General features: G+C 49.9%; 19 protein-coding genes. 6 read left to right on the top strand and 13 right to left on the bottom strand.

Annotation, left to right across the window (positions count from 1 at the left end; genetic code table 11):
- The first annotated feature begins 203 nt into the window (after nt 1–203).
- Complete coding sequence (locus ACF8OF_RS02570) at nt 204–749, top strand: gamma carbonic anhydrase family protein (RefSeq protein ID WP_279800652.1); 546 nt, start codon at nt 204–206, stop codon at nt 747–749.
- Here ACF8OF_RS02570 and ACF8OF_RS02565 read toward each other — a convergent pair.
- The 5 genes from ACF8OF_RS02565 to dprA are packed head-to-tail and all read right to left on the bottom strand — an operon-like array spanning nt 725 to nt 4,067.
- Nucleotides 725–988: a DUF1488 domain-containing protein gene (locus ACF8OF_RS02565; RefSeq protein ID WP_279800650.1), complete on the bottom strand. Its 264-nt coding sequence runs from the start codon at nt 986–988 to the stop codon at nt 725–727. The genes ACF8OF_RS02570 and ACF8OF_RS02565 overlap by 25 nt on opposite strands.
- The gene (aroE, locus tag ACF8OF_RS02560; RefSeq protein ID WP_392495619.1) at nt 985–1,803 is read right to left on the bottom strand and encodes a shikimate dehydrogenase; all 819 of its coding nucleotides are present in this window, start codon (nt 1,801–1,803) and stop codon (nt 985–987) included. The genes ACF8OF_RS02565 and aroE overlap by 4 nt, the downstream gene beginning before the upstream one ends.
- Before the next feature lie 22 nt (nt 1,804–1,825).
- A complete protein-coding gene (gene tsaC, locus ACF8OF_RS02555; protein ID WP_392495623.1) occupies nt 1,826–2,398 on the bottom strand; it encodes an L-threonylcarbamoyladenylate synthase type 1 TsaC in 573 nt (190 codons plus the stop codon).
- Nucleotides 2,388–2,933, bottom strand: a complete 546-nt coding sequence (locus ACF8OF_RS02550) for a topoisomerase DNA-binding C4 zinc finger domain-containing protein (RefSeq protein WP_392495617.1) — start codon at nt 2,931–2,933, stop codon at nt 2,388–2,390. Before ACF8OF_RS02550 ends, tsaC begins: the two co-directional genes overlap by 11 nt.
- A gap of 27 nt (nt 2,934–2,960) precedes the next feature.
- On the bottom strand, nt 2,961–4,067 hold the full coding sequence (dprA, locus tag ACF8OF_RS02545) for a DNA-processing protein DprA (protein WP_392495615.1): 1,107 nt from the start codon (nt 4,065–4,067) through the stop codon (nt 2,961–2,963).
- 130 nt (nt 4,068–4,197) lie between these two features.
- On the opposite strand from dprA, the gene def reads away from it, so the two are divergent.
- From def to mscL, 5 genes are all read left to right on the top strand, one after another.
- Nucleotides 4,198–4,707, top strand: coding sequence for a peptide deformylase (gene def, locus ACF8OF_RS02540; protein WP_004238602.1), 510 nt, complete (start codon nt 4,198–4,200; stop codon nt 4,705–4,707).
- Between the two features lie 87 nt (nt 4,708–4,794).
- A complete protein-coding gene (gene fmt, locus ACF8OF_RS02535) occupies nt 4,795–5,739 on the top strand; it encodes a methionyl-tRNA formyltransferase (protein WP_392495613.1) in 945 nt (314 codons plus the stop codon).
- An 81-nt stretch (nt 5,740–5,820) separates the two neighbouring features.
- Nucleotides 5,821–7,113, top strand: a complete 1,293-nt coding sequence (rsmB, locus tag ACF8OF_RS02530) for a 16S rRNA (cytosine(967)-C(5))-methyltransferase RsmB (protein ID WP_392495611.1) — start codon at nt 5,821–5,823, stop codon at nt 7,111–7,113.
- A gap of 24 nt (nt 7,114–7,137) precedes the next feature.
- Nucleotides 7,138–8,514, top strand: a complete 1,377-nt coding sequence (trkA, locus tag ACF8OF_RS02525) for a Trk system potassium transporter TrkA (protein WP_046895366.1) — start codon at nt 7,138–7,140, stop codon at nt 8,512–8,514.
- Nucleotides 8,515–8,600: 86 nt separating this feature from the next.
- Complete coding sequence (mscL, locus tag ACF8OF_RS02520; protein WP_025154661.1) at nt 8,601–9,008, top strand: large-conductance mechanosensitive channel protein MscL; 408 nt, start codon at nt 8,601–8,603, stop codon at nt 9,006–9,008.
- 4 nt (nt 9,009–9,012) lie between these two features.
- Here mscL and ACF8OF_RS02515 read toward each other — a convergent pair whose 3' ends face one another.
- The 8 genes from ACF8OF_RS02515 to rpmJ form a co-directional block, all read right to left on the bottom strand.
- Nucleotides 9,013–9,213, bottom strand: a complete 201-nt coding sequence (locus ACF8OF_RS02515) for an alternative ribosome-rescue factor A (protein ID WP_025154662.1) — start codon at nt 9,211–9,213, stop codon at nt 9,013–9,015.
- A 7-nt stretch (nt 9,214–9,220) separates the two neighbouring features.
- Nucleotides 9,221–9,670 carry a Zn(2+)-responsive transcriptional regulator gene (gene zntR, locus ACF8OF_RS02510; RefSeq protein ID WP_186850171.1) on the bottom strand — a complete coding sequence of 150 codons (450 nt, stop codon included), beginning with the start codon at nt 9,668–9,670 and terminating at the stop codon, nt 9,221–9,223.
- Nucleotides 9,671–9,833: 163 nt separating this feature from the next.
- A complete protein-coding gene (gene rplQ / locus ACF8OF_RS02505) occupies nt 9,834–10,220 on the bottom strand; it encodes a 50S ribosomal protein L17 (protein WP_015422330.1) in 387 nt (128 codons plus the stop codon).
- Between the two features lie 37 nt (nt 10,221–10,257).
- A complete protein-coding gene (locus tag ACF8OF_RS02500) occupies nt 10,258–11,247 on the bottom strand; it encodes a DNA-directed RNA polymerase subunit alpha (RefSeq protein WP_004238609.1) in 990 nt (329 codons plus the stop codon).
- Nucleotides 11,248–11,272: 25 nt separating this feature from the next.
- Nucleotides 11,273–11,893 carry a 30S ribosomal protein S4 gene (gene rpsD / locus ACF8OF_RS02495; protein ID WP_015422331.1) on the bottom strand — a complete coding sequence of 207 codons (621 nt, stop codon included), beginning with the start codon at nt 11,891–11,893 and terminating at the stop codon, nt 11,273–11,275.
- A gap of 37 nt (nt 11,894–11,930) precedes the next feature.
- A complete protein-coding gene (rpsK, locus tag ACF8OF_RS02490) occupies nt 11,931–12,320 on the bottom strand; it encodes a 30S ribosomal protein S11 (protein ID WP_003863312.1) in 390 nt (129 codons plus the stop codon).
- Nucleotides 12,321–12,335: 15 nt separating this feature from the next.
- Entirely contained in the window at nt 12,336–12,692 is a 357-nt protein-coding gene (rpsM, locus tag ACF8OF_RS02485; RefSeq protein WP_004242250.1) for a 30S ribosomal protein S13, read from the bottom strand.
- Nucleotides 12,693–12,836: 144 nt separating this feature from the next.
- Nucleotides 12,837–12,953 (bottom strand): 50S ribosomal protein L36, encoded by a 117-nt coding sequence (gene rpmJ / locus ACF8OF_RS02480; protein WP_015422332.1) that lies wholly within the window; start codon nt 12,951–12,953, stop codon nt 12,837–12,839.
- Nucleotides 12,954–12,970: the final 17 nt, after the last annotated feature.

Raw genomic sequence — 12,970 nt, 5'->3', positions numbered from 1 at the left:
TGTTATCGCGTTGTTCCGTGTCAGTGGTGGCGCATTATAGGGAGCTTTTCGTTTTGCACAACCTTTTTTTTGAATTTTCTTATTAACTGTCTGTCTTTTGAGCATCATGTCGTATTTTCCGGCAATTATGCCCGAAAGTTGCATTGCCTCCGGTAAACTCTCTCATTAAGATCACCAAAATACATTTATATTCTGAGGTAATTATTGTGAATAAACTCCGTCCCTATCTGACATTAACCCCTTCTGTCGGTAAAAATGTCATGATCGATGATTCTTCCGTCATTATCGGTGATGTGCGTCTGGCTGATGATGTCGGTATCTGGCCGCTGGTCGTTGCCCGGGGAGATGTCAATTACATTCAGATTGGTCAGCGTACCAATATTCAGGACGGCTCCGTATTACATGTCACTCACCAGACGGCGGATAATCCGGCCGGTCACCCGCTGATTATCGGCGAGGATGTTACCGTCGGCCATAAAGTGATGCTGCACGGCTGCACTATCGGTAACCGTGTTCTGGTCGGTATGGGTTCAATTCTGCTGGACGGTGTGGTGGTAGAGGATGATGTAATTATCGGCGCGGGCAGTCTGGTTTCTCCCGGCAAACATCTGGAAAGCGGCTACCTGTATCTCGGCAGCCCTGCCAAAGCCGTCCGTCCGCTGAAACCGGAAGAATATGAAGGGCTGAAATATTCAGCCAATAACTATGTTATGTGGAAAAATGATTATCTGTCGCAGGGTAACCGGTAAGGCGGTTCGTCCGCTTCACCCTTTTCAATATATTCGGCAAACTCTTCCTCCAGATCCCAGCGGTTCCGGCGGAAGAGTGACAGCATATCCTCTCCGGGCTCCGTTCCGTAACGGGATTGCAGGTATTGTGCAGAGACGCGGCAATCCGATAAAAAGCCGTTAATCATCACCGGAAAGACAATACACTCCCGGTCATCGTCCCGTGATTCGCGATCCGGAAACTGAATGGACTGGTTCATGATGTCATCTTCTGTTTGAGTTTTGTCAGTACCGGTGCAATATCCGGCAATACGCCATGCCATAACCTGAATGCAAAAGCCGCCTGGCCAGCCAGCATACCCAGCCCGTCAGCATACCGGGTCACACCGTTATCTGCGACAAGTTGCAGGAAAGGTGTCAGCCCCGTACGGTAAAACATATCGTAACAGGCAACTGACTGATTCAGTAATGACAACGGGATCTGCGGAACCGCGCCGTCCACCCCGGACGATGTGGCATTAATAATCAGTGAAAACCCGGTTGTTCCGGTTTCACTGATCGGCATTGCACTGACTTTTCCATGACCGGCAAACCGCTCAGCCAGAGACTGTGCCTTGCTGAATGTCCGGTTGGTAACGGTAACAGCGCATCCCGCCTGTAACAGTGATAACAGTGCGCCCCGGGCCGCGCCACCTGCACCAATCAGCAGAATACTGTCACCGGGGCGGATAAACATCAGCCGCTGCAAATCAATCACCAGCCCTTCGCCGTCGGTATTATCCCCTGCCAGCCGTTTATCTTCTGTCAGATACAGGGTGTTTACCGCGCCGCAGACCTGTGCCCGCTCACTACGCTCATTCACCAGCGCATGCGCCTGCTCTTTAAAAGGCAATGTGACATTCGCTCCCATCCCGCCCGCAGCAAAAAATGCAGAAACACTGTCGCGAAAGCCGTCGAGCGGAGAAAGGATCCGCTCATAACTCAGTTCAATACCAAATTGTCCGGCAAATTCCTGATGAATAAAGGGGGACTGGCTGTGTGCAATCGGATGGCCAAAAACGGCAAATTTTTTCATTCCGGGTCCTTTTGGTGTTCTGTCAGCCCTGGCGGTATAACTGCCCTGTCAGTGCATCACGGATCTCAGACGGATTTTTCCGCCCGCCGACCAGCCCGTCAACCACCGGGATCCGTCCGTTAAACTGTGCATTGACTTCATCAGTTGTCCGGCACGGCTCCAGCCCGCTCAGGTTCGCACTGGTGGACACCACCGGTTTGCCGTATGCCAGGCATAATGCTTTGACCACCGGATGATCGGTTACGCGGACAGCCAGCGAGTCAAAACGGCCGGTCAGCCATTTTGGTGTGGCGGGTTTTGCCGGGATCACCCAGGTCACCGGGCCCGGCCAGGAGGCAAACATCGCTTCACGCTGTTCATCTGTCAGCCGTGAATCATCAATATACGGTTTCACCTGATCATAGTTATCAGCGATCAGAATCAGCCCTTTTTCCCACGGACGCTGCTTCAGATCCAGCAGTGCCATCACGGCCTGTTCACTGTCCGGGTCACACCCGAGGCCAAAGACAGCCTCTGTCGGATAGGCGATAACTTCTTGGTTATTAAGTGCTTTTATGATTGTGTCGAAATTTGCTGTGGTTTGATTATGATTCATCATTATTCTCATTCTGTTCTTTTTGTCGTTTTGCGCAGGCTTTACTCGCACAACTTAATCTTACGCCTGTTGATGTCCTCTTTTCCACCAGCAGCGGATAGCCGCAATACTGACACTCGCCGGCAACCGGTTTGCTGTTCAGTGAAAACTGACAGGCCGGATAGCGGTTACAGGCATAAAAAATTTTACCGAACCGGGACTTACGCTGAAGTAACTTACCATTATGGCACTGCGGACAGGCCACTGTTGTTTCATCCGGTGAATCAATAGATGCAATATATTCACACTCCGGAAAATTTCCGCAGCCGATAAACATTCCGTAGCGCCCCTGACGCAGCACCAGCGTCCCGCCGCACTGCGGGCACAACTGTCCGTCCAGCACTTTGATGATATGTCCGTCAGTACCGGCTTTCAGCGGACGGATGTAATCACATTCCGGATAAGCAGAGCAGCCGAAAAAAGGACCGTGAGCACCATTGCGGATAACCAGCTCTCCGCCGCATTCCGGACAGCATTCCGCCGTTAATTTTGACATGATAATTTTACCTTACGCCGATACCGTTCAGTGATGCAGGCGGATATATCCCCCGCTGACCACGGCTATTTTACCTGATAACTCCAGCTGCAGCAGTTGTGTTGTCACCTCCGTGACAGGCAGCTCACACCGCGCGGCAATGATATCCGCCGGTGTCGGTTCATCATCCACATTAATCAGCACATGTGCAAACGGCAGTTCCTCCTGTACGGGTGTGATAATCGCTTCCGGTGTTTCCGGGATCGGCGGCAGCGCCAGCCACTGCATATTCAGCGCGAGATGATCCGTGATATCCCCCGGTGCTGTTGCAATATAGGCACCCTGTTGCAACAACCAGTGGTTGCCCTCATACGCCGGATTACCAAGCACTGCCGGTAACGTAAATACATCCCGCCCCTGCTCCAGCGCGCATTGTGCCGTAATTAATGACCCGCTGCGCCGTCCGGCCTCAATCACAATCAGCAGTCGGCTTAACCCGCTGATTATCCGGTTACGGCGGGGAAAATTTTTGGCCAGTGGCGGCACATCCGGAAAATATTCAGAGATAAGTGCGCCATTTTCTGTAATCTCCTCTGCCAGAGACCGGTGCTTTGCAGGATAAATATGAGATAACCCGCTGCCGGATACCGCTATTGTCTTTCCGCCGGATGCCAGCGCCGCCTCATGGCAGCATCCGTCCACACCCGCAGCCAGTCCGCTGGTGATGACCAGATTATGCTGCACAAGATGCCGGGCAAAACAGCCCGCCCACTTTTCGCCGTAATGGGTAACAGCACGGCTGCCCACCATACTGACCTGCGGGACAGATAACGCCTCACACTGCCCTGCCACAAAAAGCACAAGCGGGGGTGAATAGATCTGCTTTAATAAAAACGGATAGTGTGGTGATGACAGGGGCAATATCATGTTACCCGGTGAATCAGCCCATAATAGTGCCGTTTTCAGCCTGGATGTATTCACATTCATAAATTGCTGACACTGCACCAGTGTGAGTCCGCACTGATGTAACTGCCGGCAGATCGCACCGTTTTTCTGTGTGCAGGTCTCTGTCAGTATAGTGGCAGCACTGACAGCATGATGAGCACTTAACCGCCTGATACACGCCAGACGTAACCAAATTTCCCTTTCATCCATTGCACCATCCCGACTGAGCCTGTGATAAAAATGCGGTGTCCGCTGCGGGCAATACTGTCAATCAGGCTGATAACTGTCTAGAATAGACATTAATTTCCATCCATTTTTTAGATAGAACACGAAAAAATCTATGGCGTTATTAACTGTATTACATTATCCCGACGAGCGGCTTCGCAAGATTGCAAAGCCGGTTGAAAAAGTCGATGCCGGCATTCAGAAGATTGTCGATGATATGTTCGAAACCATGTACGACGAAGAAGGTATTGGTCTGGCGGCCACTCAGGTTGATATCCACCAGCGCATTATCGTGATTGATGTGTCAGAAGAGCGGAATGAGCGCCTGGTGCTGATCAACCCGGAACTGCTGGAAAAATCCGGAGAAGCCGGAATCGAAGAAGGTTGTTTATCGATTCCTGAGCAGCGGGCATTCGTACCGCGTGCTGAGCACGTTAAAATCCGGGCGCTGGACTATAACGGCGAGCCTTTCGAGCTGGAAACCGGTGATCTGCTGGCAATTTGTATCCAGCATGAAATGGATCACCTGGAAGGCAAATTATTTGTTGATTACCTTTCCGCTATGAAACGCCAGCGCATCCGTCAGAAAGTCGAAAAACTGGACAGACTCAGAGCCCGGTCTTAATACCCGCAGTCTTTATCTGCCACAGACCGCAGCAGCGCACGGGCACTGTTATTGTTTGTGGCATTATTATTTTTACAGGAAAGCAACGTGTCAGATTCATTACGTATTATCTTTGCAGGAACGCCTGATTTTGCCGCACGCCACCTCAATGCCCTGATTCAGTCGGAGCATAATGTCGTTGGCGTCTTAACCATGCCGGATCGCCCTGCCGGCCGCGGGAAAAAAATCACCGCAGGCCCGGTAAAAGAACTGGCACAACAGCACGATATTCCTGTTTTCCAGCCATCCACACTGCGCAAAGAAGAAAATCACCAGTGGATACGCGACCAGCAGGCAGACATTATGATTGTCGTGGCCTACGGGATGATTTTACCGCAGGCAGTGCTGGATATTCCGCGCCTGGGATGTCTGAATGTTCATGGTTCCCTGTTACCGGCATGGCGTGGTGCAGCGCCTATCCAGCGTGCATTGTGGGCCGGTGATGCCAAAACCGGCGTGACCATCATGCAGATGGATGCCGGTCTGGATACCGGCGATATGCTGTATAAAGCTGAATGTGATATCACATCAGAAGATACCAGTGCATCCCTGTATGAAAAACTCGCCGGTATCGGCCCGCAGGCACTGTTATATACACTGTCTCTGGTCTGTCAGAATGCGCTCCGCCCTGAAAAACAGGACAACACTCTGGTCACCTATGCAGAAAAACTGAGCAAAGAAGAAGCCTGGCTGGACTGGTCTCTTTCTGCCGCACAGTTGGACCGCTGTATCCGTGCCTTCAACCCGTGGCCAATCAGCTACATGGTGATTGATGAGCAACCGGTGAAAGTCTGGCAGGCCAATGTGATTGCGGAACAGACTTCCGCAGCGCCGGGAACGGTTATCCGTGCGGATAAAAACGGCATTCAGGTTGCCACTGCAGAAGGGATCCTGAATATCACACAGTTACAGCCTGCCGGGAAAAAACCGATGTCAGCCGCTGATATTCTGAATTCCCGCAAAGAATGGTTTACCCCGGGAAATTCACTGTAATTTTGTTTCATAACCGGCATGCCCAGTGTGGTATGCCGGTCACCCTTTCTCTTTATCGCTTGCCGGCATACCGGAATCACAATGAAAAACAGTTATAACCTACGCAGCATTGCTGCCCGTATCATCAGCCAGGTCCTGGATCAGGGACAGTCACTCAGCGCACTTCTGCCTGAATATCAGCGGGATATCAACCCGAAAGATAAAGCATTGCTGCAGGAATTATGTTTTGGTGTGATGCGGGTACTGCCGGAGCTCGAATGGTACAGCCAGCAACTGATGGCAAAACCGCTGACCGGTAAGCAACGGGTACTGCATTATCTGATTCTGGTCGGTTTTTATCAGCTCTGTTATACACGGATCCCGGCACACGCTGCGCTCTCCGAGACGGTTAACGGTGCTGTTGTACTGAAAAAACCCCAGCTGAAGGGACTGATTAACGGGGTGCTGCGTCAGTTCCAGCGTCAGGAGCAGGTGCTGTCCGAACGTTTTGCCAATAATGAAAGCCGCTGGCTGCATCCGAAATGGCTGCTGTCGCGGATTCAGGCGGCATATCCTGACAACTGGGAAGCCGTTATTACGGCAAATAATGAAAAACCGCCGATGTGGCTGCGGGTTAACCGTAACCATCACTCCGCTCAGGAATACCAGGCGCTGCTGGCAGAAAAGGATATTGAAACCTTTTATAATCCGGCATATCCCGATGCACTGCGTCTGGCAACGCCCTGCCCGGTCACTGATCTGCCGGGGTTTGCGGATGGCTGGGTTACCGTGCAGGACAGTTCCGCGCAGGGCTGTGCATTACTGCTTGATCCGCAGAATGATGAGACTATTTTAGACTTGTGCGCGGCACCCGGCGGGAAAACCACCCACATTCTGGAGATAGCACCCCGCGCTCATGTCATGGCTGTTGATGTGGATAAACAGCGTTTAACCCGGGTTAATGAGAATTTACAACGACTTAAACAAAACGCGGTGGTGAAAACCGGTGACGGACGTTATCCGGAACAGTGGGCAGAATCTCTGACGTTTGATCGTATTTTGCTGGATGCCCCCTGCTCAGCGACCGGCGTAATCCGCCGCCATCCGGATATCAAATGGCTGCGCCGTGATAATGACATCAATGAGCTGGCTGCGCTGCAACGGGAGATTCTGGACGCTGTCTGGCCGTATCTCAAACCCGGCGGCACACTGGTCTATGCAACCTGCTCGGTATTACCGGAGGAGAATATTCATCAGATAAATAATTTTCTCTCTTCGCACCGTGATGCTGTATTAACCGATACACCGGCAACAGGCTACCAGATGCTGCCGGATGCGCAGAGCGGAGACGGATTTTTTTACGCTAAACTGGTTAAACAGGCACTTCCTGCCTGATAAACAACCCGGACGATCATTTATATGAAAATTATTATTCTCGGTGCCGGTCAGGTCGGCGGCACACTGGCAGAAAACTTAGTGGATGAAAACAACGATATTACTGTTGTGGATACCAACCCGGACAGGCTGCGTCAGTTACAGGATAAATTCGATCTCCGGGTAATAAACGGAGCCGGCTCTCATCCGCGGGTACTGCGGGAAGCCGGTGCGGAAGATGCGGATATGCTCGTCGCAGTGACCAACTCCGATGAAACCAATATGATCGCCTGCCAGGTTGCATACACCCTGTTCAATACGCCGAATAAGATCGCCCGTATCCGATCCTCAGAATATGTCCGGGAAGCCGATAAATTATTTTTACCGGAAGCGATCCCGATCGATCACCTGATCGCCCCGGAACAGCTGGTGATCGACAGCATCTATAAACTGATCCAGTATCCCGGCGCCCTTCAGGTTGTGAATTTTGCCGAAGGCCGTGTCAGTATTGTCGCCGTGAAAGCTTATTACGGCGGCTCGCTGGTCGGAAACGCCCTTTCCAGCCTGCGCGAGCATATGCCGCATATTGAAACACGGGTTGTGGCCATCTTCCGTCAGGACAGACCGATTCGCCCGCAGGGTTCAACCATTATTGAAGCCGGTGATGAAGTGTTCTTTGTCGCCGCATCCGAGCATATCCGTGCGGTAATGAGTGAACTACAGCGTCTGGAAAAACCGTATAAGCGGATCATGATTGTCGGCGGCGGGAACGTCGGTGCCGGTCTGGCACTGCGTATCGAGAAAGACTATAACGTCAAACTGATCGAGCACAACGCCAACCGGGCAACCGATCTCGCAGAGCTGCTGCATGACACTATTGTTTTCTACGGGGATGCCTCCGACCAGGAATTATTAGCAGAAGAACATATTGAACAGGTTGATGTCTTTATCGCCCTGACCAACGATGACGAGGCCAATATCATGTCCGCAATGCTTGCCAAGCGGATGGGGGCCAAAAAAGCCATGGTGCTTATCCAGCGCAGCGCCTATGTGGATCTGGTTCAGGGCGGTGTGATTGATATCGCTATCTCCCCGCAACAAGCTACTATTTCTGCATTACTCGGTCATGTGCGCAAGGCAGATATTGTCAGTGTGTCCTCGCTGCGCCGTGGTGTTGCGGAAGCCATTGAAGCAATTGCACATGGCGATGAAAACACTTCAAAAGTCGTCGGACGCAAAATTGCCGATATTAAGCTGCCACCGGGTACGATTATTGGTGCAATTGTCAGAGATGAGCAGGTGATTATTGCGAATGCTGAACACAGCATTGAACAGGGAGACCATGTCGTGCTGTTCATTACTGACAAACGCCACGTACCCGAGGTGGAGAAGCTCTTCCAGCCAAGTCCGTTCTTTTTATAAATAAGTGCTTAATATTTTGATAGTAAATACTATTGATTTATACTTGAGAATGACAACTTGTTAACATTTTGGGTAAGGAAAAGGGTATGAGCTTCATAAAAGAGTTTCGTGAATTTGCAATGCGCGGCAATGTCGTTGATATGGCTGTCGGTATCATTATCGGTGCGGCATTCGGCAAAATTGTGTCCTCATTAGTTGCTGATGTCATCATGCCACCACTCGGTTTACTGATCGGCGGAATCGACTTCAAGCAATTTGCCGTTGTGCTGCGGGAAGCCAGCGGAGATGTGCCTGCTGTTGTACTGAACTATGGTGTATTCCTGCAAACCGTTTTTGATTTCGTTATCGTCGCATTTGCTATCTTCATTGCCATCAAAATGCTGAATAAATTACGCCGCGAACAGGCCGAAGCTCCCGCTGCGCCACCGGCACCATCAGCAGAAGAAACATTACTGACTGAAATCCGTGATTTATTAAAAGAACAAAAGAAATAATAAACTAAAAGGCCAGTAGTAAAAGATTATCTAATCGCTTACTACTGGCCTCCCGGTAACCTGCCTTGTTGTGTTTTTCTTTCCGGTTGTAACTCCCTTTACCTTTCTTATTTTTTTCTACTCTCTGCCGGAAAAGCGGATCGGATAACAGTGCTTCGAGGGCGTTATCTTGTATTACGCCGCGCTTGTGAGCATATTTTGTCATAGTAACCTCATTGATTATGCTTACTCTCTTTTTGTGAACAGCCACAGGGCTCTGTCGCGCCCTGTTCAAGGATTTCCAGGATGGTGCATTGTGAACTGACATGAGCCGTTCCGCAACAGGCATCACTCAGCATTTTCAGGGAATCCCGCATTCGCTGCATTTCAACTAACTTTGTTTCCACATCTTTCAGCCGGTCATCCACAATTTGCTTTGATTCACGGCAGGTGTGATGTTCAGGATCAACGCGGATCGATAGCAGTTCGCTGATCGCCTCCAGGGTAAACCCTAATTGTTTTGCATAGCGGATAAAACGCAGCCGGTGCAGATCCTGCTCAGTATACAAACGATAGCCACCATCCGTCCGGGTCTGATGATCCATCATGCCCTGTTTTTCATAAAAACGGATTGTATCCGGTGTCACTTCTGCAAGTTTTGCTAACTGACCAATTCGGTACATCGGCAACCTCCTGATATCATCTGGCCTGAAGCCATCATATCAGAATCGTAAAATGTTGTATGTCATTGGCAGAGATATGGGGATGAGGGGAGTAACTTCAAGGGCAGGATTAACAGAAATAAAAAAACCGGGTAAAAACCCGGTTTTTTTACGCAGTAACAGATTACTCTGCTGCTGCTTCAGTCTGGGATTCAGCGCGGTCAACAAGCTCAATGTAAGCCATTGGAGCATTGTCACCAGCACGGAAACCACATTTCAGAATGCGGGTGTAACCACCTGCACGCTGAGCGAAACGTGGTCCCAGCTCGTTGAACAGTTTTGCCACGATTTCGTTATCACGAGTACGGGCGAATGCTAAACGACGGTTAGCAACGCTATCCGTTTTAGCCAGGGTAATCAACGGCTCAACAACGCGACGCAGTTCTTTTGCCTTAGGCAAAGTCGTCTTGATAATTTCGTGACGAACTAAAGAACCGGCCATGTTACGAAACATAGCTTGGCGATGGCTGCTGTTGCGGTTCAATTGACGACCACTCATACGATGGCGCATGACCTTATCCTTCTCAGTAAAACCTTAACCTGTGATCTTATTCGTCAGCAATACTTGCCGGCGGCCAATTTTCCAGACGCATGCCCAGAGATAAGCCGCGAGATGCCAGAACGTCCTTAATTTCAGTAAGTGATTTCTTACCAAGGTTAGGCGTTTTGAGCAACTCAACTTCTGTACGCTGTACCAGATCACCGATGTAGTGGATTGCTTCTGCCTTGAGACAGTTAGCAGAGCGGACAGTCAATTCGAGATCGTCTACTGGGCGCAGTAAAATCGGATCGAATTCTGGTTTTTCTTCTTTCACTTCCGGCTGACGAACATCACGTAAGTCAACGAAAGCTTCCAGTTGTTCGGCCAGAATGGTTGCCGCACGACGAATTGATTCTTCTGGATCAATCGTGCCGTTGGTTTCCATTTCGATAACCAATTTATCCAAATCGGTACGCTGCTCAACACGTGCTGCTTCAACATTGTAAGCAATACGCTCAACTGGGCTGTAGCACGCGTCTACTAACAGACGACCGATTGGGCGCTCATCTTCTTCCGAATGAATTCGGGCAGAAGCCGGAACATAACCACGACCACGCTGAACTTTGATGCGCATATTAATAGATGCGCCTTCGTCAGTGAGATGGCAAATTACATGCTCCGGCTTGACGATTTCAACATCACCGTCATGGATGATGTCGGCTGCAGTCACAGGGCCAATGCCAGATTTATTCAGAGTTAAGATGACTTCATCTTTCCCCTGAAGTTTTACCGCCAGCCCTTTCAGGTTGAGCAGAATTTCCAGGATATCTTCCTGTACACCTTCTTTAGTGCTGTACTCATGGAGTACACCATCAATCTCAACCTCAGTTACCGCACAACCCGGCATAGACGAAAGCAGAATACGGCGCAGTGCGTTACCCAGAGTATGGCCAAAGCCACGCTCTAATGGTTCAAGGGTCACCTTGGCGTGCGTCGAACTGATTTGCTCGATATCAACCAGGCGCGGTTTAAGAAACTCTGTCACAGAACCCTGCATTGTGTCCTCTCTTTGGTGCTAAGCCTTACTTAGAGTAAAGCTCGACGATCAGGTGCTCGTTAATATCAGCAGAAAGGTCAGTACGCTCAGGAATACGTTTGAACACACCTTCCATTTTCGCAGCATCAACTTCCAACCAAGTTGGTTTTTCACGCTGCTCAGCCAGCTCTAAAGCAGCCTTAATACGAGACTGTTTTTTCGCTTTTTCACGAATGCTGATTACGTCGTTAGGGGAAACCTGATAAGAAGCAATGTTTACAACACGGCCATTTACCATGACAGCTTTGTGGCTGACGATCTGACGTGCTTCTGCGCGGGTTGCGCCAAAGCCCATACGATAAATAACGTTGTCTAAACGACCTTCCAGCAGAGACAGCAGGTTTTCACCGGTGTTGCCTTTCAGGCGGGTTGCTTCTTTATAGTAGTTACGGAACTGACGTTCCAGTACGCCGTACATACGACGAACTTTTTGTTTTTCACGTAACTGAACACCATAATCAGACAGACGCGGTTTACGGGCGCCGTGCTGGCCTGGTGCTTGATCTAATTTACACTTGGTGTCAATCGCGCGAACACCAGACTTCAGGAAGAGGTCTGTTCCTTCGCGACGGCTCAGCTTGAGCTTCGGACCCAAATATCTAGCCATTTTCTTTCTCCAACTATCCTAAAAAACGTGAGGGCGATTAAACGCGACGTTTTTTCGGAGGACGACAACCGTTATGAGGGATCGGAGTCACATCAGTAATGTTAGTGATGCGGAAACCAGCCGCGTTTAATGCGCGAACGGTTGACTCACGGCCAGGACCAGGTCCTTTAACCATAACTTCCAGATTCTTAATACCGTACTCTTTCACAGCCTCTGCGCAACGTTCTGCTGCAACCTGTGCTGCGAATGGAGTTGATTTACGAGAACCACGGAAACCGGAACCACCGGCAGTTGCCCAACCTAATGCGTTACCCTGACGGTCAGTGATGGTAACGATTGTGTTGTTGAAAGAAGCATGGATATGAGCCACACCGTCAGAGACTTGTTTTCTTACACGCTTACGTGCACGAACAGGTGCTTTTGCCATTATAAGATTCCCCGATTATTTCTTGATCGGCTTACGCGGACCCTTACGGGTACGTGCGTTAGTCTTCGTACGCTGACCGCGTACCGGAAGACCACGACGATGGCGTAAACCACGATAGCAACCAATGTCCATAAGACGTTTGATGCTGAGGGTCACTTCACGGCGCAGGTCACCTTCTACAACGTATTTAGCAACTTCGTCACGCAGTTGGTCGATTTGCTCTTCAGACAGCTCACTGATCTTAACATCTTCAGCAATACCCGTTGCTTTACAGATAGCCTGTGAACGGGTTAAGCCGATGCCGAAAATTGCAGTTAATGCAATAACAGCATGTTTATGATCAGGAATGTTAATGCCTGCTATACGGGCCACTATGCACTCCTAAAAATTTTGGGGTAATACTGATCTGAAAAGCCCGTTTTCAGGATACTCAAACAGTAGAACCACGTTTATAAAAAGATTGGCTGGCTAATTTAGCCAGCTCAATCCAACTTTGCAAGAAAAATATGCTTTTTATTAGCCTTGGCGCTGTTTATGCTTAGGCTCAGCACTGCAAATCACGCGCACGACACCGTGACGCTTAACGATTTTGCAGTTACGGCATAATTTCTTGACGGAAGCACGAACTTTCATTTTTACTCTCCGTAACT

Origin of the sequence: Morganella sp. TYF_1, assembly GCF_043105645.1 — a bacterium.
Classification (GTDB): Bacteria; Pseudomonadota; Gammaproteobacteria; order Enterobacterales; family Enterobacteriaceae; genus Morganella; species Morganella morganii_B.
This window is presented reverse-complemented; position numbering and strand designations above follow the sequence as displayed.